We start from the raw sequence: 22,046 nt of genomic DNA, 5'->3' as shown, positions 1-22,046 counted from the left end.
TAAAGCAGAGAGCTACTCGCGGGTAGCAAGAGGCTGTGAGTCAGGTCACTGTTTACGCTGGGTGGTGTGAACCGATTCCGCGTCAGTGAGCTGCCGAAAGACCGGGTGCTGGTCGTTGCGCATCTGACCAGCGCGGATGGTCTGGAAGAAGCCGTTTCCGATGGCGCCGACGTCGTCGAGTTCGACGGTGAGCTGGAGTTGCCGTCGCTCACTGAAACGGTGGACGTGGTGACGATCCCCGCGGGGGACGAGGACTTCACGCTGGCGGCCGCCACCGTGGCCGCGCTGTCCGGAGCACGCGCTGTCCGGGCGTCCGACGTGCGGCAGGCGAGGAAGGTCGTGGAGATGGTCGCGAGCGTGACGGGGACCCGTCCGCCGGCCCGAGCCGTGCGGGCGCTCGCCTGATGCTGCCCGCTGTGGAGTCCTGGTTCGGCACGCACACCTGGCAGCAGCCGGAGTGGACGGTCGAGCAGCTGGTGGCGTTGAAGCGCGGGCGGACGGTGTCCGTCGTGCTGCCCGCGTTGAACGAGGAAGAGACCGTGGGTGCCGTCGTCGCCGTGGTGCGGCCGTTGCTCGGGACGCTGGTGGACGAGCTGGTGGTGATGGACTCCGGGTCGACCGACCGGACCGTCGCCGTGGCCGCCGAGGCCGGGGCGCGGGTGGTGCTGCGCGAGGACGTCGTGCCGTGGCTGGAACCGTTGCCCGGCAAGGGCGAGGTGCTGTGGCGCTCGCTCGCGGCGACCACCGGTGACCTGGTCGTCTTCCTGGACTCCGACCTGGTGGACCCGGAGACGGCGTTCGTGACGGCGTTGCTGGGGCCGTTGCTGGAGGTGCCGGACGTGCACCTGGTGAAGGGCTTCTACCGGCGGCCGTTGCGGGTGGAGAGCACCGGTGGCGGGCGGGTCACCGAGCTGGTGGCGCGGCCGTTGCTGAACACCTTGCGGCCGGAGCTGTCCGGGGTGGTCCAGCCGCTCGGCGGTGAGTACGCGGCGACGCGGTCCTTCCTGGAGTCAGTGCCGTTCGCGGCCGGGTACGGGGTGGAGATCGGGCTGTTGCTGGACGTGCACCGGATGCACGGGCTGGCGGCGCTGGCGCAGGTGAACCTGGGCGTGCGCAAGCACCGGAACCGGTCGTTGCTGCAGCTCGGCGTGATGTCGGCGCAGATCACGGGGACGGCGCTGGCCCGGTGCGGGGTCGAGGTGGAGGCGGGCTCCCGGGATCGGACGCTGACGCAGTTCGTGCAGGTCGGCGGGGAGTGGTTACCCGACTCGGCCGACGTGCTCGTGGCCGACCGGCCGCCGATGGTGCACGTGGTCGAAGAGCGCTAGCTGCTCTTCGCGGTGGGTGACGACGAGCGCGGTGCCCCGGCAGTCGTCGAGGACCTTCCCGAGCACCCGGTCCGCCTGCTGCGGGTCAAGGCCTTCGGTCGGCTCGTCGAGCAACACGATCTCCGGGTTCGCGAGCACCGTTCTGGTGAGGATCAGGCGTTGGCGCTGACCGCCTGAGATCTCCTCACCGCGTTCGCCGACGACCCGGTCCCAGTCGAGGTCGAGCTCGGTGATCCGCGCGGCCCGGTCGAGTTCTTCCCGGGTCGCATCGGGTTTGGCCAGCAGGACGTTGGTGCGGACCGTGGTGTGGAAGACGTGGGCGTCGGCCAGCGCGCCCCGGCTGGGTTCGAGCCGGCGGGCGATGGCGTTGAGCAGCGTGGTCTTGCCGGAGCCGCTCGGGCCGACGATGGCCGTCTTCCCCTGCAGCGCCGGGGTTTCGCTGATCTCGGCGGGCTGTGGTTCGTCGGCCGGTTCCGGGGACGGCCTCGTGAGTGCGGCGAGCGGGACGGTGATCTCGAAGGTCGCGACGGCGGCCATGATCAGCCAGGCGGGCTCGTGCTGGGCGAGCATGAGCAGGGCCGCGCCGAACTGGACGGCGATGGCGAGCGGGGTGAGGTCGCGGGTGCGTTCCCTGCGGGACAACGCTCTCGCGGTTCTGGTCGCTGCTTGGAGCTTCTCCTCGAACAGGTCGTGGGCGATGAGCTCCTCACGGCTGTGGACCAGTTCGGTGGTCTGGTCGGTGAGCCTGGCGCGCAACGGGGTCAGGTCCTCGCGGGTGCGGGTGGCGAGCCAGGGGAGCAGGGCGAGGTTGATCACCAGGCCGATCACCAGCGGCAACGAGGCCGCGACGACGGCCACGGTCGTGCCGGCGAGGGCGGCGGTGACCCACGGCAGCGTGGTGCGGAGCTTGGCGTCGAGGTGCTGGTCGACGTTGGTGACGATGCGGGTGAGCGCGGTGCCGGACGGGACGTGCCTGCGTTCGACGAGGTCGTCGTAGACCCGGCCGCGCAGCTCGACGGCCTCGCTGAGCACGGCTCTGTGGCTCGTCAGGCGTTCGAGGTAGCGCAGGGCTCCCTTGGCCAGCGCGAGCGTGCGGACGGCGACGATCGCGACGGTCAGCGCGTGCATCGGCGGGTGTTCGGCGGCGCGCATGACCAGCCAGGTGGCGGTGGCGGTGAGGCCGACCCCGGCCAGTTCGGCGAGGGTGCCGACGAGGATGGCGAGCTTCACACCGCCACCACCCGGTCGACCTATTCGAGCAGCGCCGGACGGTGCGCCACGATCACGGCGGTGCGCCCCTTCGTGAACTCCCTGGCCGCTTCCAGCACAAGTGCCTCCGTCTCCGCGTCGAGGTGTGCGGTGGGTTCGTCGAGCAGGAACAGTCCGGCTTGCCGCCGGTTGAGCGCGGTGGCGAGCGCGACGCGTTGCCGTTCGCCGGACGAGAGGTTCGGCGGGACGAGCGTGGGGCGTTGGGGCACCCAGGACAGCGCGTCGAGCCACTTCCGGCGGTCGATCTCCGCGAGGTCCACGCCGCCGACGAGCACCCGGCCGCTGTCGGGCGTGACGAACCCCAGCAGCAGGCCCAGGACCGTGCTCTTGCCGGCGCCGCTCGGGCCGACCAGCGCGACCCGTTCGCCCGGTTCGATCCGCAGCGAGAAGTCCTTGAGGCTGCGGACGCTGACGTGGTCGAACACGATCTCGGCCGTGCCGAGGTCGGGCGGTGCCACGCCGTCGTGTGCGGTGTGCGCCGGGACCTTGCTCAGCACCTCGCGGCCCTGCGCGCTCGCGTGGTACTGCGCACCGGCTGCTCTCAACGGCAAGAAAGCTTCTGGTGCCAGGAAGAGCACGAGCAACGCGGTGTGCAGCGGCACGCCTCCGTCGAGCAGCCGCAGCCCGACCGGCACGGCGACCAGCGCCACCGACATCGTGGCCACCAGCTCCAGCACGAACGCGGACAGGAACGCGACTCGGAGCGCCGACATCGTCTCGGTCATGTGCTGCGAGGCGAGCTTGCGGACCGTCGCGGACTGCGCCTCGGCCCGTCCGAACGCCCGCAGCGTGCCGATTCCCTTGACCACGTCGAGGAAGTGCCCGCCGAGCGTCGCCAGCGCGTCCCACTGCCGTGCGGTCCGCTCGCGGGTGTGCGCCCCGACCAGTGCCCCGAAGACCGGGACCAGCGGCAGCGTGACGAGGATCGTCAGCGCGGCCGTGAGGTCCGCGAACGCCAGCCTGATGACCACCGCGATCGGGACCGCGACCGCGAGGACCTGCTGCGGCAGGTACCCGGTCACGTACGGCGTGACGTCGTGCACGCCCCGCGTGACCAGCGTCGCGACCTCACCGGCCCTGGTCCCGGGGGTGCGCAGGAACGCTTCGCGCAGTCTGGTGCGGGTCCGTTCGGCAGCGCGGTGAGCGAGCTCCCGGTGCCCCCACCAGACGAGCACCCGCGCCGCGATCGTCAGGCACAGCAGCACGTACCCGGTACCACCGCTCAGCACCGCGGCGAGCAGCTCGGCCTGCGCCAGCACCAGGAACGGGACCGGGATCAGCGCGAGGAGATGGCGACGATCGACCACTGCACCAACACCACCAACGGGATGACCGGGACCGCGACCCACGCGAGCAGGCCGAGCGTGTCGGCGTGCGCCATCAGCCCGGTCGTGTCGATCCGGCTGAAGGCGAGCGGGATCGGCAGCGCGACGAGCACTCCGGTCACCGGGAGGAGCTTCTTCCGGTGCTGGAAAACCCATCCGTGCACCGCGAACAGCGCGGGCATGACCAGGGCGACCGGCACCGGCGCGTCGAGCAGGTGCACCAGGAACAGCCCCCAGCCGGTGGACACCATGAGCGCGCCGGTGAACACCAGCCACCACCACAACCGCAGCTGCACCGCGGCCATGAAGAGGACGAGCCCGGCGAGCGTGAGCGTGAAGACGCTGTGCGCTCCGGACAACAGCTCGCCTTCGAGTCGGGGGAACGCCGCGAACAGCACCCCGATCGCCGCCACCAGCCACACCTCGTTGCCGAGGAAGAACGGCGTCATGCGCCGCAACGCCTTGGTCCTGTCGCTGAACGGAAGCAGGAGTCCCGTGCCGTAGTCGAACCCGGCCAACGCGAAGTAACCCACCGTCAGCACACCGAGAATCGTCAGCCAGAGCATTTCCATCAGAGCGTCACCACCAACGGCGAAACCGGAGCCGGCGTCGTGTCCGGGCCACGGCGGACCGCGCGTGCGATCAACGCCCAGTCGGCGACAGCCAGCAGTGCGAACAACGACGTGAACACGATGAGCGACAACAAGATCTGGCTCGCGTCCACATGCGACACCGCGTCCTCGGTCCTGAGCAGCCCGTAGATCAGCCACGGCTGCCTGCCGACCTCGCGGAAGACCCAGCCGAAGATCGCGGCCGCGAACGGCAGTGGAATGCCGATCACCATGAGGTACAACGGAAACCGGAGCTTGATCACGGCATCCTTGATCAGCAGCGGCACTGTCAGCCAGCTGACCATCGTCAGCGTCATCCCAATTATGATCATGAACCCGAGCGGCGCCCCGATCCACTGCGCCGCGTCGCTCTTGCCCGGCTGGTACTTCGCGATCACCGGGAACTGCGCGAACCCGGCCCCGATGAGCGACGGCGTGGCCAGCGCTGTCGTGACGACACCCAGCCTGAGCGACCGCCGGAAGAAGTCGGTTTCCTGCGTGCGCTTGATGAAGTGGTAGGCCGACACCCCGGTCACGAACACCCCGCCGACGGTGATCGACGCGAAGATGACGTGCATCAGCGCGCTCGTGAACGTCGGGTTGCTCAGCAACGCCGAGAAGTCGTCCAGCCGCAACACGTCACCCTCGACCCGGTAGCCGACGGGGTTCTGCAGGAACGCGTTCGCCGCCATGATCCAGAACGCCGACGCGAACGCCGTGAGCGCCGTCAGCACCAGCAGGCTCAGGTGCACCCACCGGTTGAGCCGGCCGTACCCGAAGATCCACAGCCCCAGGAACGTCGACTCCAGGAAGAACGCGACCAGCGTCTCGATGGCGAGCGGCGCCCCGAACACGTCGCCGGCGTAGGTCGCGAGCCCCGACCAGTTCAGCCCGAACTGGAACTCCATGACGATGCCGGTGACGATCCCCAGCGCGTAGTTGATGACGTAGATGCGCCCCCAGAAGCGCGTCATCCGCTCGTGCACCGGGTTCCTCGTGATCGTCCAGCGGAGCTGCATGACCACCAGCAGGGTCACCAGGCCGAGCGTGAGCAGCACGAACAGGAAGTGGAACGACGTCGTCAGGGCGAACTGGAGGCGGGCGAGGTCTGCTGCGCTCATGAGTTGGGACGCTATATGTAGCCTGGCTACAGCAAGCCGGATCTCCGTCGATATCAGGGAGATCTCAGGGCTCCCCTGAGCATCCGCATCAGTAGAGTCACTACTCATGAAGCCCGATGCGCTGCGTGGCCACCTGGACGCGTTGCTGCTCGCGACGCTCGACGGTCGGCAACTGCACGGCTACGCGATCATCGAGGCGTTGCAGCAGCTCAGCGGCGGTGCGCTGGACCTGCCCACCGGCACGGTCTACCCCGCGCTGCGCAGGCTGGAGCGCGCGGGCCACGTCACGAGCGACTGGAGCACGGTCGGCGGCCGCAAACGCCGCACCTACAAGCTCACGTCGGCGGGCCAGCGGGCGCTGAACGCCGAGCGCAGCGCGTGGCGCGAGTTCACGACGGTCATCGACGGCGTGCTGGGGGGTGGTGGCAAGTGGGCGCAGATGTGATCGAGCGGTACGTGACCGATCTCGGGTCGCGGTTGCAGGGCTCGCGGAAGCAGGTCCGCGACCTCCTCACCGAGACCAAGGACAGTCTCACCGACGCCACCGACGCCTACCTCGACCGCGGGCTCGACGAGCACGAAGCGCAGCGGAGGGCCGTCCAGGAGTTCGGGCCGGTCAGGGAGATCGCGAACGAGTACCAGGCCGAGCTCGCCGTCGCCTACGGCACGAGGACGCTCATCTGGGTGGCGATCGTGCTCCCGCTCATGCACATGGCGTGGGAGTACGGGCGGATGCTGCTCATCGGGCCGTGGCAGGACTTCGGCGCGATGCCGCCGCAGTGGTACCTCTTCATCGCCAAGGCCAACGACCTGGCGAGCGGCATCGCGTCCGGCATCGCACTCGCGGCTCTCGTCCTGGGCCGCGTGCTCGCCCGCGGGTACGACACGAAGCTGCTGGCCAAGGCCTCCGCCGGCGTCGCGATCGGGGCCGTCGCCATGGTGCTGCTGGGCAACCTCGCCATCATCGCGGCCACCGCGCACCTCGACGTCGGCAGGTTGCTGCAGTCGTTGCCGATGAGCGTCGCCAGCCTGATCACGTGGGCGGTGATCGTCCGGCTCGGTCTGCTCGCTCGTCGCTGTCTGAGCTGTGCCACGATCGTCGCGTGACCAACGCCCTGATCTACCTGATCGTGATGGTGGCCGTCGCGGCAGTGGTGTTCCTGCTCGCGGCGTTGGTGTTCGGCCGCGGCGAGGAGCTCGCCCCGTTGCCGCCCGGTGCCTCGCCGACGCGGTTGCCGGCGGACGACATCACCGCGGAGGACGTCCGCGGGCTGAAGTTCCAGCAGGTGTTCCGCGGCTACAAGATGAGCGAGGTCGACTGGGCGCTGCAGCGGCTCGGCACCGAGATCGAGACGCTCAAGGCGCGCGTGCAGGAGCTGGAAAGCCATGAGCGAGCGTGAGCGCTGCCCGTGGGGCAACTCCACACCGGACTACGTCGCCTACCACGACACTGAGTGGGGCGTGGAGCTGCACGGCACGAGCGCGCTCTTCGAACGCATGTCGCTGGAGGCGTTCCAGTCCGGGCTGTCGTGGATCACGATCCTGCGCAAACGGCCGGCGTTCCGCGCCGCGTTCGCCGACTTCGACCCGTTGCTGGTCGCCGGGTTCGGACCGGCCGACGTCGAACGGCTGATGGCCGACGCGGGCATCGTCCGCAACCGGCTCAAGATCGACGCGGCCATCCACAACGCCCGCGTGATCACCGAGCAGGACGTCGACCTCGACGCGCTGCTGTGGTCGTTCGCGCCGGAGCACCACGTCCGCCCGGCGACGATCGGCGACGTGCCCGCGATCACGGACGAGTCCAAGGCGATGGCCAAGGAGCTCAAGCGCCGCGGGTTCAAGTTCCTCGGCCCCACCACGTGCTACGCGCTCATGCAGGCGACCGGCATGGTCGACGACCACATCGCCACCTGCTTCCGCGCCTCGTCTTGAAGGCGTCTGCAAGTACCCCAACCACCAGGTTGGCGGTACTTGCAGACGCGCCAACAGCAGACGGGGCGGCCAGGACGGGGTCAGCGGCCGGTGAACTTCGGGGCGCGCTTGGTCACGAACGCGTCCACGGCCTCGCGGTGGTCCTCGGTCGCGCCGCAGTCGGCCTGCGTGCGCCGTTCGGCCTCCAGCGCGTCCTCCAGCGTCCCGTCGGCAGCCGACGCGAGCGCTTCCTTGATCTTCGCGTAGGCCGTCGTCGGACCGGCGGCCAGCCGGGCGGCGAGCGCGTGCGCGGTGGGCAGCAGGTCGGCGTCCGGCACGACCTGGTTGACCATGCCGATCCGCAGCGCCTCCTCGGCGCCGACCGGCTGGGCCAGCAGCATCATCTCCATCGCGCGGCCGTGCCCGATCAGCCGCGGCAACGTCCACGACGCACCCGAGTCCGCGGTCAGGCCGACGTTCGCGAACGCCATCAGGAACTTCGCCGACTCGCCCGCGATCCGCAGGTCCGCCGCGTAGGCGAACGACGCGCCCGCGCCCGCCGCGCTGCCGTTGACCGCGGCGATCACCGGCTTCGGCATGCCGATCAGCTCGCGCACGATCGGGTTGTAGTGCAGCTCCACCGTGTTCAGCGGCGCGGGATCACCGGCCTGCAGCAACCCGATGTGCTCCTTGAGGTCCTGGCCCGCGCAGAACGCCCGGCCGGCGCCCGTGATCACCACCGCGCGCACGGAAGGATCGGCCGCCGTCTCCTTCAACGCCTCCAGGAACGCCACCTTCAACCCCACGGTGAAGGCGTTGAACGACTCCGGCCGGTTGAACGTGAACGTGCGCACTCCACCAGCGTCGTCGACGAGGAGCTCGGACACTCGGACCTCCATCAAGCAGTGGAAACGTTGCGGACCGGCCGCAGGCACTCGTCGACGAAGCGGCTCGTGCCCGGTGCCAGCCGCAGCGTCTGTTCGTCGAAGAACGACGCTGCCGCCTGGCCCGGCCAGTCCTCCGGCAACAGTTCAGCAGGAAGACCGGGATCGCGGAACAGGAACTTCCGCCACGCGTGCAGCAGCTGCTGGGAGGCGGCGAAGGCGGCCGCGTCGTCCGATTCGTCCACAACGGACACGATCGGCTGCCAGTGCGCCACGAACGCGGCGTAGTCGCGGCCCAGCTCGGCCAGGTCCCAGGCCTTCGCGGCGAGCTCGGCGTCCTCACCGTCGTGTGAACCGTGAAAAGTTCGTGCGGAGATCTCCTCGGCGGCCAGCACGTCGGTCAGCTCCGGCGAGGGCCGGGGTGCGATCCACGTCACTGGACCCAGCGCGCCGTAGCCGAGCAGCTGCAGCTCCGAGGCCAGGTGGTCGCGCGAGTCGCGGCCCGGCATCTCCTCCAGGACCACCACGTGCCAGCGACCGTCCCAGGTGGACGGCCGAGTGCGGTAGATGCGGGCAGCGGCCTCGTCGAGGCGCCGTTCCCCGCGAGGTGTCATCGCGTATCCGGGCCCGTCAGGCAGCCGCACGGGGTGCAGCCAGCCCTGCCGGACCGTGCGCGACACGGCCGTGCGGACGGCGGGCGCGGCGAACCCCAGCGGTTCCAGCAACCGGACGAGGGCGGCGATGGTGGCGGCGCCCCCGCGATCGCGCAGGTGGCCGCCGTAGACGTCGAAGAGCGCGGAACGGGCTCGCACCCTGCCCAGTCTGTCACGCCGCGCCGGACCGTGCCGAAAGTGTTGCGCGGTCGTGAAATTACCCACTGACCAGGGACAAGTGAAGATCGACAAAAGTCACCCGAACCCGCCAAAAGATCGGTTCGGTTTCGCGCTGAAGTCGCGATAGGGGAGAATGGAGCAGATCCGGCCTGGCCGGACGGGGAAGATGTTGACGGAGGGAGCACGCGATGGCGGCCATGAAGCCCCGGACCGGCGACGGTCCCCTCGAGGTCACCAAGGAGGGACGCGGCATCGTCATGCGCGTGCCGCTCGAGGGTGGTGGGCGCCTCGTCGTCGAGATGTCGGCGGACGAGGCCAGCGCCTTGGGCGACGCGCTGAAGGCCGCCGCCGGCTGAGAGGCATCCCGGCGAGAAACACGTGAAGCCCCGGTTTCCACAGTGGAGACCGGGGCATCGCTTGTTGCAACCAGGGGCGGAGGCGAGCGGCCGCGGCGCTGGGTGAGAATGAGCGGTCGTTGATGCATAGGGAGAGGTCCAGTCGTGGGGTCGACGGTTCCGTCAGTGCCAACCAAGCTCGTCGAGGTCGAGGTGGCAGAAGCGCCGCGGCGCGGCGTGCCGGCCGTCGTGCTCACGAGCACCGGACCGGCGCTCGGGCCGGGTGGCGAGGGCATCGCCACCGCTGACCTGACGGGCAAGGCCGGCGAGACGGTCCGGCACCGCTCCGCCGACGCCTGGACGCTCGGTGTCGGCACCGGGACGTCCAGCGACTACCGCACGGCCGGTGCGGCGCTCGTGCGCGCGTTGAGCGGTGACGACGCGCCGAAGACCGCGGACGTGCTGCTGACCGTCGACTTCGACGCCGAGAAGGTGCGGGCGTTCGTGCTCGGCGCCGCGCTCGGCGGCTACCGGTTCAAGGTCACCGGCGAGGAGGCGCCCCCGCGGGTCGGCTCGCTGCGGCTGGTGACGCCCGACGAGGGCTTCGAAGAGGTGCTGACCTCGGCGGCGTTGAAGGCGCACGCGCTCGCGACGGCGACCTCGCTGGCCCGTGACCTCGCGAACACGCCCTCCAACGTGAAGGACCCGCGCTGGCTCGCCACGACGGCCGCCAGGCTCGCGGAGAAGGTGCCCGGCCTGTCCGCCGTGGTGCGCGACGAGAAGTGGCTGGCGCAGCAGGGCTTCGGCGGCGTGCTCGCCGTCGGCGGCGGATCGGCGCGCCCGCCGCGGTTGGTGGAGCTGACCTACGACGGCGGCGCGGGCCCGCACCTGGTGTTCATCGGCAAGGGCATCACGTTCGACACCGGCGGCATCTCGGTGAAGCCGGCCGACGGCATGCACCTCATGCGCACCGACATGGCCGGCGGCGGCGCGGTGGTCTCCGCGCTGATGGCCGTGGCGCGGCGCGGCCTGCCGATCAGGGTCACCGGCCTCGTGCCGTGTGCCGAGAACCACATCTCCGGCTCGGCCTACCGGCCCGGCGACGTCGTGCGGCACTACGGCGGCGCGACCACCGAGGTGCAGAACACCGACGCCGAGGGCCGCATGGTGCTGGCCGACGCGATGGCGTACGCCGTGCGGAACCTCAAGCCGGACCTGGTCGTGGACGTGGCGACGCTGACCGGCGCGATGAAGGTGTCGCTCGGCCTGCGCACGGGTGCGGTGTTCACGGCCTCGCCGGACCTGGCGCGGTCGGTCGTCGGCGCGGGCGCGCGGGTCGGTGAGAAGTGGTGGCGGATGCCGCTGCTGGAGGAGCACGTCGAGGCCGTCGACAGCGAGATCGCGGACTACCGGCAGTGCCCGCCCGGCCCCGGCGGCATCACCGCGGCGCTGTTCCTGCAGAAGTTCGCCGGCGACGTGCCGTGGGCGCACCTCGACATCGCGGGCCCGGCCCGGTCGGAGAAGGTCTACGAGGAGGTCGTCGCCGGAGCCACCGGTTTCGGCGCGCGGACGCTCGTGGAGCTTGCTGAAGATTTTTCGCGTTAGACGACTTTCGGCCCATACGAGACGGACGCGTTCCACGGCATGATGTGAGCTCCTTCACAACGCCGTAGAGGAGCGCACTCGTGTTACTCCGCCTGGCTCTCGCCGTCTCGTTGCTGTTGACCGCGCTGACCCCCGCCGTGGCGACCACCCCGTGGTGGGAACCGGTCGCCCGGCCCGCGCAGGACTCCCAGATCAACGTGACCGGCGAGCCGTTCCGCGGAACGGACGGCCAGGGCCGGGTGCGCGGACTCGTTGACGCCCACAACCACCTGATGACCAACGAGGCGTTCGGCGGCCGGCTGATCTGCGGCGCGCCGTTTGCCGAGGGCGGCGCCCCCGAGGCGTTGCGGGACTGCCCCGAGCACCACCCCGCCGGACTCGGCGCGATCTTCGAGGCCCTGGTGACCTCGGACTTCGACGGCCACGACCCGGTGGGCTGGCCGACGTTCCGCGACTGGCCCTCGTCCACGACCGTCTCGCACCAGCAGAACTACTACGCCTGGCTGGAACGGGCGTGGCGCGGCGGCCAGCGGATCCTGGTGACCGACCTGACCAGCAACGCCGAGCTGTGCGTGATCTACCCGTTCAAGGACCGGCCGTGCGACGAGATGGCGTCGGTCCGGCTGCAGGCGCACCGCACCTACCAGCTGCAGGACTACGTCGACCGGATGTTCGGCGGCCCCGGCAAGGGCTGGTTCCGCATCGTCACGTCCTCCGAACAGGCCCGCTCGGTAGTCGCGTCCGGCAAGCTCGCGGTGGTCCTCGGCATCGAGACTTCTGAGCTCTTCGGCTGCCGCCAGCTGCTCGACCTGCCGTTGTGCAGCAGGGCCGACATCGACCGGGGCCTGGACGAGGTCTACGCGCTCGGCGTGCGCAGCGCGTTCCTGTGCCACAAGTTCGACAACGCCCTCTGCGGCGTCCGCTTCGACTCCGGCGTCCAAGGCGGCGTGCTCAACGCGGGCCAGTTCCTGCGCACCGGCACCTGGTGGCAGACCGAGCAGTGCCGCGGCCCGCAGCAGGACAACCCGATCGGCTTCGCCGGCCCGAACGCCCTGATCCCCGCCACCGTGGTGGCGCCGTCCTACGACCCGGCCAAGCGCTGCAACGTGCGCGGCCTGACGGCGCTCGGCGAGTACGCGGTGCAGGGCATGATGCGCAGGCACATGATGATCGAGATCGACCACATGAGCGTGAAGGCCGCCGGCCGCACCCTGGACCTGGCTTCCGCTGCCCGGTACCCCGGCATCCTGTCGAGCCACAGCTGGATGGACGCCCAGTGGACCGAGAAGGTCTACGCGCTCGGCGGCTTCATCGCGGGCTACGAGAACGACGCCGACGGCTACGTCGCCCAGGCCGCCTCCACCGAGGCCCTGCGCCGCAAGTACGACGTGGGCCTCGGCTTCGGCTCCGACTACAACGGCGTCGGCTCCCACCCGGCCCCGCGCACCGGCGTCACCTACCCGTTCCGCAGCTACCCGGACGGCCCGCTGGTGGACCGGCAACGCACCGGCGAACGCGTGTGGGACGTCAACACCGACGGCGGCGCGCATATCGGGTTGCTGCCGGACTGGGTGGAGCAGGTGCGGCAGATCGGCGGGGACCAGCTGGTGACGGACATGCTGAGTGGCGCGGAGTCGTACCTGCGAACCTGGTCGGGTGCACAGCGCTGGAACCCCTGACGAGTGGGACTTCTTCATCAGCCACGCCAGTGAGGACAAACGGCTCGTGGCGGGCCCGCTGGCCCACTACCTGCAGTCGGTCGGGTTCTCGGTCTGGTACGACGACTTCACGCTGCGCGTCGGCGACTCGGTGCTGCGGGAGATCGACCGCGGCCTCGGGTCGTCGCGCTACGGCGTGGTGGTGCTGAGCGAGGCTTTCTTCGCGAAGCAGTGGCCGCAGCGCGAGCTGGCGGGGCTGATGGCCACGGCGGGCGGCGATCGGCGGGTGCTGCCGGTGTGGCACGGCATGAATGTGGCGGACGTGGCGCGGTACTCGCCGTTGCTGGCGGACGTGAAGGGCGTGAGCACGGCGCGTGGCCTGCACGTGGTGGCGGGAAAGCTCGTGCGGGCGGCTTTCCCCGAACGTGTCGGCGAACTGCCGCGGGCGGACTCGCCGGAGGAACGCCTCACCGTGGTGGAGGCGGCCCGGGAACCGCTCCGCGCGGTGCTCGCGGCAGGAGGTGGCTGCGATGACGTCCGCCAGGTGCTCACTGTTCACCGACGCCTGCTCGCAACGGTGGTCTACGGGTCCTTCGTGCCGCCCGGCCGGGTCATCGAAGGGTTGCCGGGCGACTTCGTCACCATCAGGCGTCACGGCATGACCGGGCCGATCGAGATGACGTTCGTCGTGCTCGGGCCAACCGGACCAGGCGGCGCCGACGTGCTGGCCGAGGTCGACCAGGCGTTCGGGCCGGAGGTCGAGTTCCACGAACGCCCGTACAACAACTACCTCCCTGGACGTCGTGCCGGCGAGTTCCCCCTCGTGCACGCACTGACGGAGAAGCTCTCCAAGTCGCTCGAATCGCGCAACATTCACCACCGGCGGCCGGGCGTGTGGAACTTCTCCGTGCTCTTCCTGCATGGACGGCGCGGTGAACAGGAAGACCTGTCCGACCTCCCCACCCGCGTGCACGTCCAACTCGCGTCCTACGACCGGCTGCTCGACAACGCGTGATCCCGGAACGCCCGCACCGCCGGCGGCAGCGGGTGGTCCGCCAGCCACGCCAGCCCGAACACCCGCGCCGACCGCGGCGTCAGCGGCACCTCGCGCAGTCCCGCCGGCGCCGTCAGCTCGGCCCGCGTGATCAGCGCGACCCCGAGCCCCGCCGCCACCAGCCCGCGCACGGTCTCGATCTCCTGCGACTCGAAGGCGATCCGGGGTGTGAACCCGGCCTCCGCGCACATGTCGTCGGTGATCTGCCGCAGTCCGTAGCCGTGCTCCAGCACGATGAAGTCCTCGTCCGCCAGGTCCCGCAGCCGCACCGACCTGCGCTCCGCCAGCCGGTGCGTCGACGGCACCACGATGATCAGCTCCTGCTCGAACAGCACCTCCGAGACGAACTCGGGACCCGTAGGCGGTGGCGCGACCAGTGCCAGGTCGATCTCGCCGGCGACGAGCTTGTCGACGACGCTCTGGCGTGCGTTCTGGACCAGGCCGAAGCGGACGTGCGGGTGTTCGGCGCGGAAGCCGCGGACCAGTTCGGGGACGACCGAGCGGCCGAGCATGTGCAGGAAGCCGAGCACCACGCGGCCCTTCTCCGGGTCGAGCTCCTCCTCGACCTCGCGCAGGCCCGGTTCCAGGGCGGCCAACGAGCGTGTGGCGGCCTCGGCGAGCAGGCGGCCGGCTCGGGTGAGGCGGACGCGACGACCGGAACGCACCACCACCGGCGAGCCGAGCGCGTCGCCGAGCTCGGCCAGCCAGCGGCTGACTGTGGGCTGGGGAAGGCCGACGCGTTCGGCGGCGCGGGTCACGTGCTCGTCGGCGGCAAGCGCTTTCAGCACCGCCAGCTTCGGGGCCAGGTCCAATTCGTCCACGGATCGATTCTGGCCCATTTCCGTATTGGACGTATGGCTTAGCGTCGGAAGCGTGAACAGGTTGACCGCGTCCGTCGCCGCGTCCGGGCTCGCCGGCTTCGCGTTGCTCTACGCGCCGCAGCCGGTGCTGCCGCTGATCGCGCACGAGTACGGGCTCGGGCCCGGTGGGGCGTCGCTGGCGATCTCGGCGTCCACGATCGCGCTCGCGCTGGTGGTCGTGCCGGTCGCGGCGTTGTCGGAACGGGTCGGGCGCAGGCGGGTGATCGTCACGAGCGTGCTGCTGGCCGGGGTGATCGGGTTCGCGTTGCCGTTCGCGCCGGACTTCGACGTGTTCCTGGTGCTGCGCGTGCTGCAGGGGGCGGCGGTGGCCGGGGTGCCGGCGGCGGCGATGGCGTACCTCGCGGACGAGCTCGACAACGGCGGGCTCGGTGCGGCGATGGGCGCGATGATCGCGGGCAACAGCGCGGGCGGGATGCTCGGGCGGCTCGTGTCCGGTCTGACGGCGGACTGGCTGGGGTGGCGCGGGTCGTTGCTGGCGGCGGGGGTGTTCGGGCTGGTCGCGGCGGCTGTGGTGGTGTTCTTCCTGCCACCGGCGAGCAACCGGCCGAAGCGCGCACCGAAGGCGATGAAGGCGGCGCTCAAAGACCCCGTGCTGCTCTCGCTCTACGCGGTGTCGGTGCTGCTGGTCGGCTCGTTCATCTCGTTCTACAACGTCGTCGGCTTCCAGCTCGGCGGCCCGACCTGGCTCGAGTCGCTGGTCTTCCTCTTCTACGGCGTCGGCAGCGTGGCGTCGGCGTTCGCGGGCCGGCTCGCCGACCGGTTCGGGCGCGGGCGGGTGCTGCTCGCCTGCATCGGGGTCCTGGCGCTCGGCGCGCTGGCGAGCCTCGTGTGGGTGCCGCTCGGGCTCGCGGTCGTCACCGGCGGGTTCTTCGCGGCGCACGCCACGGCCAGCGGCTGGGTCGGTGCGCGCGCTCCGGACCATGCCCGCGGTCAGGCGTCCGGGCTCTACCTGCTCGGTTTCTACGTGGGCAGCAGCGTCGGCGGCACGGCCGGCAGCACGGCGTTCGGCGAGTGGGGCTGGGGCGGACTGGTCGCGGTGGTCCTCGGCTGGCTGGCGTTGGCCGCCATGCTCGTTCAGAACTCCAACGCGAGCGTGAGGCGCTGGTCGACCGGCACGAGGGCGACCTTGCCGAGCCGGGGCAGGTCCGGGTTGCCGTCGACCAGGCCCACCGAGACCGAGCGGGTGTCCGCCGGGATCTCCACCACGACCGCGAACGGCAGCGGGCCGCCGTCGTAGCGGGCGCCGACCTGCGGTGCGGTCGAGCCGTCCGGCAGCGTCACGGTGATCAGGTCCTTGGTCATCAGGCCGCCCGCGGTGTCCGGCACGTCGCCGGTGGCCTCCAGCCGGACCTCCAGCAGTGCCTTGTCCGGCGCGGAGGTCGTGGCGACGTCGTACTGGCTCTGGCCGAGCTTGACCGGGCGCTGCCTGCCGAGCTTGATCCCGGTGACCTTCATGCCCATGGCGAACGCGGCGAGCCGGAACTTCTGGGTCTGCTCCTGGAAGTGCGCGGGACCGGCCGCGCGCAGCAGCACGGCGGGCGGGTTCTCGCCGCGCTTGCCGGAGGGGACCTCGACGCGCTGTTCGAGCGATTTGGTGCCGAGCGTGCCGAGCGCCAGCGTCTCGGTGCCCGCCTGCGGGTCCGGCACGGTGTAGACGACGAACACCGAGCCGTTGGCCGGCAGCCGGTCCTGCGGGAGCACCTGGCGCTTGCCCGGCAGCTCCAGCGCGAGCTCGGAGGGCTGCGGGGCGAACCCCTGCCAGTTCGTGCGCAGGTAGCCGCTGTCGGTCTCGTTCAGCTTCTCGACCTTCATCCGCAGCACGCGCAGCCGCACGCCGTCCTCGGCGCGGACGGTGCCGTCGGAGGTGTGCCACAGGTCCGGGTTCGCCCAGCCCGTCACGGCGGCGGCGAGCAGGTCGTCGCGCACCTTGACATCGATGTCACCGAGTCCGAGATCGGAGTTCGACCGCTTGCCGTCGTCGGGCAGCACGGCGAGGAAGTCCTTGCCCGCGGTCAGGTCCTGCTGCTTGCCCGGGTCGAACTGCTTGCCGTCGGTGCGGACCAGCGTGCCGACCGGGGTGCTGCGGTTGCCGCTCTCCGGCACCTGCGGCGACTGCACCTCGTAGCGGACCTCGTCGTCGGACTTGGTGACCTCCTTGATCGGCACGGGCACCCAGTCGGTGGACGCGCCGGTGCCCGGCACCTGGACGGGCCCGCACCACAGCCGCTGGTCCACCTCGCCGTCGACACCGGTCTTCGCGAACCAGCAGCTCACCGCCGCCGCGCCGGCCCGCGCCACGTAGCCGTACTCGAGCGTGAAGGAGATCTGCGCCTCGGCCTCCGACTGCAGGTCAGAGGCCCCGGCGAGCTTCTTGCCGCCGATCGTGAGCGTCGGCGCAGGCTGTCCGGCCTGCGGGGCTGTCGCACACCCGGTTGTCACCAGGAGGACCGCCAGACCCAGCACCGCAGCACGCACAGTCCTCGCGCCCCTCACCAGTTGGAACCGAAATGTCACTACTGGTTAAAGGCGGCGTTCACACTTCGGGGTTGCCCCGGACGAGTGTGGCTCAAATCACACTGCGGTAGACCTCGACCGTCTGCTCCGCCATCGCGGCCCAGGAGAACTCCTGCTCAGCCCGCTTGCGACCAGCTGCGCCAAACCTCTGCGCCCGCTCCGGATCAGCGATGAGTGAGTTGATCGACTCACTCAGTTGCAGTCGATATGTCGACAAATCCTGCTCGTCGTAGTGAACGAGCAGCCCGGTCTCACCGTGCGCGACGACCTCGGGGATGCCCCCGACGTCCGACGCGACGACCGCGGTGCCGCACGCCATCGCCTCCAGGTTCACGATGCCGAGCGGTTCGTAGACCGACGGGCACACGAACACCGTCGCGTGGCTGAGGATCTGCCGGACCTCGGCGGGCTGCAGCATCTTCTGGATCCAGAAGACGCCCTCGCGCGCCGCCGCGAGCTCACTCACCGCGAGCCGGGTCTCCTCGGCGATCTCCGGCGTGTCGGGCGCGCCCGCGCACAGCACGATCTGCGCCTCCGGCGAGATCTGGTGCGCCGCGGCGACGAGATGTCCGACACCCTTCTGCCGGGTGATCCTCCCCACGAAAGCCACGATCGGCTTCGTGGGATCGATCCCACGAGACGTCAGGGCGTCGGTCTCGGAAACGGGGTGGTACGCCACGGAGTCGATCCCGTTGCGGACGACGTGGACCTTCGCGGGGTCGAGCGCCGGGTAGGCGTCGAGCACGTCCGTGCGCATGCCCTCGCTGACCGCGATGACCGCGTCCGCGTGTTCATAGGCGGTCCGCTCCGCCCACGACGAGATCCGGTACCCGCCGCCGAGCTGCTCCGCCTTCCACGGCCGGCGCGGCTCCAGCGAGTGCGCCGTGACCACGTGCGGGACGCCGTGCAGGAGTTTCGCGAGGTGGCCGCCCATGTTCGCGTACCAGGTGTGCGAGTGCACGAGGTTCGCCGTGGACACTGCGGCAGCCATTTCGAGATCAACCGCAAGTGTGGTCAACGCCGCGTTTGCCTGCTCGAGAGAGTGGGGAGGGTTGTGCGCCGTCGCGTCCCCTCTGGGCGCTCCGAAACAGTGCAGAGCTCTCTGAGGTGCGGCACGAGGAATCCCACGTGCACACCAGCGCCGCCGTAGACCTCCGGCGGGTACTCCCGCGTCATGAGCGCAACTCGCACGCACCCACCGTAGATCACGGACGTACTTGTTGGGACGAGCCGCTTTGCGTCTGGTTCGAAAACGATCGCACGGATAGGGTCACGTGTTGTGAAGGGGCAGCCGCACGTTCTCGGAATTGTGCTTGCCGGTGGTGAAGGCAAGCGCCTCTGGCCGTTGACGGCCGACCGCGCGAAACCGGCTGTGCCCTTCGGGGGCAACTACCGGCTGGTCGACTTCGTGCTGTCGAACCTGGTCAACGCCGGGCTCGCGAAGCTCTGCGTGCTGACGCAGTACAAGTCGCACTCGCTGGACCGCCACATCTCGACGACGTGGCGCCTGTCCAATGTGCTCGGTCAGTACGTGACCCCGGTCCCGGCGCAGCAACGCCTGGGCCCCCGCTGGTACACCGGCTCGGCCGACGCGATCTTCCAGTCGCTGAACCTCGTCCACGACGAGAAGCCGGACCACGTCGTCATCTTCGGTGCCGACCACGTGTACCGGATGGACCCGGCGCAGATGATCTCGCAGCACGTCGAGTCGGGCGCGGCCGTGACCGTCGCCGGCATCCGCGTGCCGCGCACCGAGGCCAAGGCCTTCGGCTGCATCGACTCGGACGCGTCCGGCAAGATCACCCGCTTTCTGGAGAAGCCGTCCGAGCCGCCGCACGTGCCGGACGACCCGGACGTCACGTTCGCCTCGATGGGCAACTACGTCTTCACGACCGAGGCGCTGCTCGACGCGCTGCGCGGGGACGCGTTGAACCCGGACTCCGACCACGACATGGGCGGCGACATCATCCCCATGCTCGTCGACCGCGGTAAGGCGCACGTCTACGACTTCCAGGACAACGAGGTGCCCGGCGCCACCGACCGCGACCGCGGCTACTGGCGCGACGTGGGAACCATCGACGCCTACTACGACGCCCACATGGACCTGGTCTCGGTCCACCCGATCTTCAACCTCTACAACCAGCTGTGGCCCATCCGCACCGCCACGCCGCCGCTGCCGCCCGCCAAGTTCATCGCCGGCGGATCCGCCGAGGACTCGATGGTCGGCCCCGGCTCGATCATCTCCGGCAAGATCCACGGCTCGGTGATCTCCTCGGACGTGACGGTCGAGGTCGGCTCGGTCGTGCAGGGCTCGGTGCTGCTGCCGGGCGTGCGCATCGGCAAGGGCGCGGTCGTGCGGCGGGCGATCCTGGACAAGAACGTCGTGGTGCCCGACGGCGCGCTGATCGGCGTGGACGCGCCGATGGACCGTGAGCGCTACACGGTGTCCGCGAGCGGCGTCACCGTCCTCGGCAAGGGCGTCCGCGCCTACTAGCTCGCGTCACGCGGGAGCCCCACGTTCCCTTCCGGCGCCACGCGGGGCCCCTGCGTTCCCCTGAAGGTCACGCGGGACTCCCGCGTGACCTCTTGCACGCGCAGGTAATCCGCGCATGCGGGGATCGCACGAAGGGTCCCCGCGTGCGGCAGGAGAGTACGAAAGGTCCCCGCGTGCGTTCTCAGGGACGCGCGCGAGTGGCCGTGTGGTTGCTAGGGACGGCGGGCGGCGACCAGGAGGCCGTCACCCAGCGGCAGGATCACCGGCACCAGGCGCGGGTCGTCCCGGCACGAGCGCGCGATCTCCCGCATCGCCTGGGTCGACTCGTCCTTGACCTTCGGGTCGACGACCTTGCCGTGCCACAGCACGTTGTCGAACGCGATGACGCCGCCCGGCCGCAGCATCCGCACCCCGTGTTCGAGGTACTGCGGGTACTCCGGCTTGTAGGCGTCGACGAAGACCAGGTCGTAGGCCGCGTCGGTGAGGCGGGGGAGGACCTCCAGCGCCTTGCCCATGATCAGGCGGGTCCGCGACGGCGAGATGCCGGCGGCCGCGTAGGCCTCGCGGGCGGCGCGCTGGTGTTCGGGGGCGACGTCGATCGACGTCAGCACGCCGGATTTGGGCATGCCGGAGAGCAGGTAGAGGCCGCTGGTGCCCGCGCCCGTCCCGATCTCCACGACCGCCTTCGCCTGCAGGGCGGTCGCGAGGAACCTGAGGGCGGCGCCGCCGCCCGCGCCGATGGGCACGCAGCCCAGCTGTTCGCCGCGTGCGCGCGCTTCGAGGTGCACGTCGTCCTCGGGGAGGTACTGCTCGACGTACTCCCGCAGGGCCGATTCCGGGGTCACAAGCACGCAGGCTAGTGCCACTCGTGCCCAAAACGGGTGAACGCGGCCCGAACCGAGATTCTCAGGGTGCTCTCAGCCCACTCTCACGATCGTTTAAACCGGGCAGGAGAAGGTACAGAAGCAAGAAGCCAGGCTCGTGACGGGAACATGCCGGCCCCGTCGTCCGTTGAGCCGCATAAGGGTCGCCGGGCGGCCCACCTGGAGGTGCCGAAACACCTGATGCGCACGCAGTCGAGTTCGCCGGAGGCCGTCGCGCTCGTCGAGACGGCCGACTGGACGCCGCCCTCGTGGGACGCGATCGTTCGCGAGCACGCGGACCGGGTCTACCGGCTGGCCTACCGCCTGACCGGCAACCAGCACGACGCCGAGGACCTCACGCAGGAGACGTTCATCCGCGTCTTCCGCTCCCTGGCATCGTACAAGCCGGGCACCTTCGAGGGGTGGCTGCACCGCATCACCACCAACCTCTTCCTGGACATGGCACGCCGGCGCAGCCGCGTGCGCATGGAGGCGCTGCCCGAGGACAACGACCGCCTCGAGGGTGACGACCTGTCCCCCGAGGAGATCTACGACGAGAACCACCTCGACCCGGACCTGCAGGCGGCGCTCGACGAGCTCCCGCCGGAGTTCCGCGCGGCCGTCGTGCTCTGTGACGTGGAAGGACTCTCCTACGAGGAGATCGGTGCCACGCTCGGGGTGAAGATGGGTACCGTGAGGAGCAGGATCCACCGGGGCCGCCAGGCCCTGAAGGTCGCCCTGGAACGCCGTCGTCAGGAATCGTTGCTGGAGGACACTGCATGACCGACCTCCGTGGTTGGGGCCTGCCTGAGCAGCACCTGTTGCCGGATGCCGTGGTCGCGTTCGTGGACGGGGAGCTGTCCTCGGTCGCACACGAACGCGTCTCCGCGCACATCCAGCACTGCGGCTTCTGCGCCTTCGAGACCTACAGCCAGCAGCAGGCGCGCGCGGCCGTGCGCACCGCGTCGGCGCCCACGGCGTCGGCCTCGCTGCTGGACCGGCTCGGCGCCATCCCGCAGGAGGTGGAGCTGCCGTCCGCTCCGGACGGGCTCGCGATCACCGAGGACGGCCAGTTCGTGGCCGTGCAACGCACCGACAAGCCCGCGTTCGGCTCCGGCCCCGTGCTGGGGTCGTCGAAGCCGCTGGGCAGCCAGGGCTGGTTCAGCGGCCGCAGAGCCCGGCAGGGTGCCGGCGTCGTGGTGAGCGGCATGCTCCTCGGCGCGCTCGCGTTCGCCACGCCGGACGGTGAGCCGAAGGTTCCCGCCCAGCCGGCACCACTGATCCACCAAGACCTGAGCGGCGCGCTCGTCGGCACCCGCTGACAGGTATTTCACCGCTCGTCAGGCAGTCTGTGGTT

23 protein-coding genes are annotated in these 22,046 nt (G+C 70.2%); 14 read left to right on the top strand and 9 right to left on the bottom strand.

Annotated features, from left to right (window positions below; genetic code table 11):
• Window positions 1-66 precede the first annotated feature (66 nt).
• Window positions 67-405 (top strand): hypothetical protein, encoded by a 339-nt coding sequence (locus BBK82_RS09600; RefSeq protein ID WP_065914685.1) that lies wholly within the window; start codon window positions 67-69, stop codon window positions 403-405.
• On the top strand, window positions 405-1,328 hold the full coding sequence (locus BBK82_RS09595) for a glucosyl-3-phosphoglycerate synthase (RefSeq protein ID WP_065914684.1): 924 nt from the start codon (window positions 405-407) through the stop codon (window positions 1,326-1,328). The genes BBK82_RS09600 and BBK82_RS09595 overlap by 1 nt, the downstream gene beginning before the upstream one ends.
• Here BBK82_RS09595 and BBK82_RS09590 read toward each other — a convergent pair.
• From BBK82_RS09590 to BBK82_RS09575, 4 genes are read right to left on the bottom strand one after another with little or no spacing between them, the layout of a single operon-like run.
• A complete protein-coding gene (locus BBK82_RS09590; protein WP_154697216.1) occupies window positions 1,260-2,558 on the bottom strand; it encodes an amino acid ABC transporter ATP-binding/permease protein in 1,299 nt (432 codons plus the stop codon). The genes BBK82_RS09595 and BBK82_RS09590 overlap by 69 nt on opposite strands.
• A gap of 20 nt (window positions 2,559-2,578) precedes the next feature.
• Window positions 2,579-3,904: an ABC transporter ATP-binding protein/permease gene (locus tag BBK82_RS09585; RefSeq protein ID WP_065914683.1), complete on the bottom strand. Its 1,326-nt coding sequence runs from the start codon at window positions 3,902-3,904 to the stop codon at window positions 2,579-2,581.
• Window positions 3,874-4,494, bottom strand: coding sequence for a cytochrome d ubiquinol oxidase subunit II (locus tag BBK82_RS53910; RefSeq protein ID WP_065914682.1), 621 nt, complete (start codon window positions 4,492-4,494; stop codon window positions 3,874-3,876). The genes BBK82_RS09585 and BBK82_RS53910 overlap by 31 nt, the downstream gene beginning before the upstream one ends.
• Window positions 4,494-5,654 carry a cytochrome ubiquinol oxidase subunit I gene (locus BBK82_RS09575; protein WP_065914681.1) on the bottom strand — a complete coding sequence of 387 codons (1,161 nt, stop codon included), beginning with the start codon at window positions 5,652-5,654 and terminating at the stop codon, window positions 4,494-4,496. Before BBK82_RS09575 ends, BBK82_RS53910 begins: the two co-directional genes overlap by 1 nt.
• Window positions 5,655-5,760: 106 nt before the next feature.
• Between BBK82_RS09575 and BBK82_RS09570 the strand changes: the two genes are divergently transcribed.
• Genes BBK82_RS09570 through BBK82_RS09555 form a run of 4 tightly spaced genes read left to right on the top strand, consistent with a single transcriptional unit; the run spans window position 5,761 to window position 7,589 of the window.
• Entirely contained in the window at window positions 5,761-6,099 is a 339-nt protein-coding gene (locus BBK82_RS09570) for a PadR family transcriptional regulator (RefSeq protein ID WP_065914680.1), read from the top strand.
• Window positions 6,084-6,761, top strand: coding sequence for a permease prefix domain 1-containing protein (locus tag BBK82_RS09565; RefSeq protein ID WP_154697215.1), 678 nt, complete (start codon window positions 6,084-6,086; stop codon window positions 6,759-6,761). Before BBK82_RS09570 ends, BBK82_RS09565 begins: the two co-directional genes overlap by 16 nt.
• Entirely contained in the window at window positions 6,758-7,054 is a 297-nt protein-coding gene (locus BBK82_RS09560; protein ID WP_065914678.1) for a DivIVA domain-containing protein, read from the top strand. The genes BBK82_RS09565 and BBK82_RS09560 overlap by 4 nt, the downstream gene beginning before the upstream one ends.
• Window positions 7,041-7,589: a DNA-3-methyladenine glycosylase I gene (locus BBK82_RS09555; protein WP_065914677.1), complete on the top strand. Its 549-nt coding sequence runs from the start codon at window positions 7,041-7,043 to the stop codon at window positions 7,587-7,589. Before BBK82_RS09560 ends, BBK82_RS09555 begins: the two co-directional genes overlap by 14 nt.
• Window positions 7,590-7,669: 80 nt before the next feature.
• On the opposite strand, the gene BBK82_RS09550 is transcribed toward BBK82_RS09555, so the two are convergent.
• Both BBK82_RS09550 and BBK82_RS09545 read right to left on the bottom strand, forming a co-directional pair.
• A complete protein-coding gene (locus tag BBK82_RS09550; RefSeq protein WP_065920937.1) occupies window positions 7,670-8,467 on the bottom strand; it encodes an enoyl-CoA hydratase-related protein in 798 nt (265 codons plus the stop codon).
• A complete protein-coding gene (locus BBK82_RS09545) occupies window positions 8,467-9,264 on the bottom strand; it encodes a PaaX family transcriptional regulator (protein ID WP_065914676.1) in 798 nt (265 codons plus the stop codon). The genes BBK82_RS09550 and BBK82_RS09545 overlap by 1 nt, the downstream gene beginning before the upstream one ends.
• A 209-nt stretch (window positions 9,265-9,473) precedes the next feature.
• Here BBK82_RS09545 and BBK82_RS09540 point away from each other — a divergent pair, with 209 nt between their 5' ends.
• The 4 genes from BBK82_RS09540 to BBK82_RS09525 all read left to right on the top strand — a co-directional run bounded on the left by BBK82_RS09540 (window position 9,474) and on the right by BBK82_RS09525 (window position 13,898).
• Window positions 9,474-9,641: a DUF3117 domain-containing protein gene (locus BBK82_RS09540; RefSeq protein WP_065914675.1), complete on the top strand. Its 168-nt coding sequence runs from the start codon at window positions 9,474-9,476 to the stop codon at window positions 9,639-9,641.
• A 165-nt stretch (window positions 9,642-9,806) separates the two neighbouring features.
• A complete protein-coding gene (locus BBK82_RS09535; RefSeq protein WP_335618066.1) occupies window positions 9,807-11,225 on the top strand; it encodes a leucyl aminopeptidase family protein in 1,419 nt (472 codons plus the stop codon).
• Window positions 11,226-11,305: 80 nt separating this feature from the next.
• Window positions 11,306-12,904, top strand: a complete 1,599-nt coding sequence (locus tag BBK82_RS09530; protein ID WP_065914673.1) for an amidohydrolase family protein — start codon at window positions 11,306-11,308, stop codon at window positions 12,902-12,904.
• On the top strand, window positions 12,882-13,898 hold the full coding sequence (locus tag BBK82_RS09525) for a toll/interleukin-1 receptor domain-containing protein (protein ID WP_065914672.1): 1,017 nt from the start codon (window positions 12,882-12,884) through the stop codon (window positions 13,896-13,898). The genes BBK82_RS09530 and BBK82_RS09525 overlap by 23 nt, the downstream gene beginning before the upstream one ends.
• Here the strand turns inward: BBK82_RS09525 and BBK82_RS09520 are convergent.
• Window positions 13,871-14,758 carry a LysR family transcriptional regulator gene (locus BBK82_RS09520; protein WP_335618065.1) on the bottom strand — a complete coding sequence of 296 codons (888 nt, stop codon included), beginning with the start codon at window positions 14,756-14,758 and terminating at the stop codon, window positions 13,871-13,873. The genes BBK82_RS09525 and BBK82_RS09520 overlap by 28 nt on opposite strands.
• Before the next feature lie 52 nt (window positions 14,759-14,810).
• Here BBK82_RS09520 and BBK82_RS47380 point away from each other — a divergent pair, with 52 nt between their 5' ends.
• The gene (locus tag BBK82_RS47380; protein ID WP_071812562.1) at window positions 14,811-16,055 is read left to right on the top strand and encodes an MFS transporter; all 1,245 of its coding nucleotides are present in this window, start codon (window positions 14,811-14,813) and stop codon (window positions 16,053-16,055) included.
• A gap of 1,329 nt (window positions 16,056-17,384) precedes the next feature.
• On the opposite strand, the gene glgA is transcribed toward BBK82_RS47380, so the two are convergent.
• The gene (gene glgA / locus BBK82_RS09505; protein ID WP_249762086.1) at window positions 17,385-18,527 is read right to left on the bottom strand and encodes a glycogen synthase; all 1,143 of its coding nucleotides are present in this window, start codon (window positions 18,525-18,527) and stop codon (window positions 17,385-17,387) included.
• A gap of 84 nt (window positions 18,528-18,611) precedes the next feature.
• Between glgA and glgC the strand changes: the two genes are divergently transcribed.
• Window positions 18,612-19,826 (top strand): glucose-1-phosphate adenylyltransferase, encoded by a 1,215-nt coding sequence (glgC, locus tag BBK82_RS09500; protein WP_065914668.1) that lies wholly within the window; start codon window positions 18,612-18,614, stop codon window positions 19,824-19,826.
• A 212-nt stretch (window positions 19,827-20,038) separates the two neighbouring features.
• On the opposite strand, the gene BBK82_RS09495 is transcribed toward glgC, so the two are convergent.
• Window positions 20,039-20,671 carry an O-methyltransferase gene (locus BBK82_RS09495; RefSeq protein ID WP_065914667.1) on the bottom strand — a complete coding sequence of 211 codons (633 nt, stop codon included), beginning with the start codon at window positions 20,669-20,671 and terminating at the stop codon, window positions 20,039-20,041.
• A gap of 219 nt (window positions 20,672-20,890) precedes the next feature.
• Between BBK82_RS09495 and sigE the strand changes: the two genes are divergently transcribed.
• Window positions 20,891-21,472 carry an RNA polymerase sigma factor SigE gene (gene sigE / locus BBK82_RS09490; protein ID WP_154697214.1) on the top strand — a complete coding sequence of 194 codons (582 nt, stop codon included), beginning with the start codon at window positions 20,891-20,893 and terminating at the stop codon, window positions 21,470-21,472.
• Window positions 21,469-22,011 carry an anti-sigma factor family protein gene (locus BBK82_RS09485; RefSeq protein WP_065914666.1) on the top strand — a complete coding sequence of 181 codons (543 nt, stop codon included), beginning with the start codon at window positions 21,469-21,471 and terminating at the stop codon, window positions 22,009-22,011. Before sigE ends, BBK82_RS09485 begins: the two co-directional genes overlap by 4 nt.
• The last annotated feature ends 35 nt before the right edge of the window (window positions 22,012-22,046 follow it).

This window comes from Lentzea guizhouensis, from assembly GCF_001701025.1.
Taxonomy (GTDB): Bacteria; Actinomycetota; Actinomycetes; order Mycobacteriales; family Pseudonocardiaceae; genus Lentzea; species Lentzea guizhouensis.
This window is presented reverse-complemented; position numbering and strand designations above follow the sequence as displayed.

What these genes read in the sequence shown, in the direction of transcription:
- BBK82_RS09555 (WP_065914677.1), top strand. Translation starts at nt 7,041, where the DNA reads ATGAGCGAGCGTGAGCGCTGCCCGTGGGGCAACTCCACACCGGACTAC.
- BBK82_RS09595 (WP_065914684.1), top strand. Translation starts at nt 405, where the DNA reads ATGCTGCCCGCTGTGGAGTCCTGGTTCGGCACGCACACCTGGCAGCAG.
- BBK82_RS09485 (WP_065914666.1), top strand. Translation starts at nt 21,469, where the DNA reads ATGACCGACCTCCGTGGTTGGGGCCTGCCTGAGCAGCACCTGTTGCCG.
- BBK82_RS09550 (WP_065920937.1), bottom strand. Translation starts at nt 8,467, where the DNA reads ATGGAGGTCCGAGTGTCCGAGCTCCTCGTCGACGACGCTGGTGGAGTG.
- sigE (WP_154697214.1), top strand. Translation starts at nt 20,891, where the DNA reads ATGCGCACGCAGTCGAGTTCGCCGGAGGCCGTCGCGCTCGTCGAGACG.
- BBK82_RS09575 (WP_065914681.1), bottom strand. Translation starts at nt 5,654, where the DNA reads ATGAGCGCAGCAGACCTCGCCCGCCTCCAGTTCGCCCTGACGACGTCG.
- BBK82_RS09570 (WP_065914680.1), top strand. Translation starts at nt 5,761, where the DNA reads ATGAAGCCCGATGCGCTGCGTGGCCACCTGGACGCGTTGCTGCTCGCG.
- BBK82_RS53910 (WP_065914682.1), bottom strand. Translation starts at nt 4,494, where the DNA reads ATGGAAATGCTCTGGCTGACGATTCTCGGTGTGCTGACGGTGGGTTAC.
- BBK82_RS09540 (WP_065914675.1), top strand. Translation starts at nt 9,474, where the DNA reads ATGGCGGCCATGAAGCCCCGGACCGGCGACGGTCCCCTCGAGGTCACC.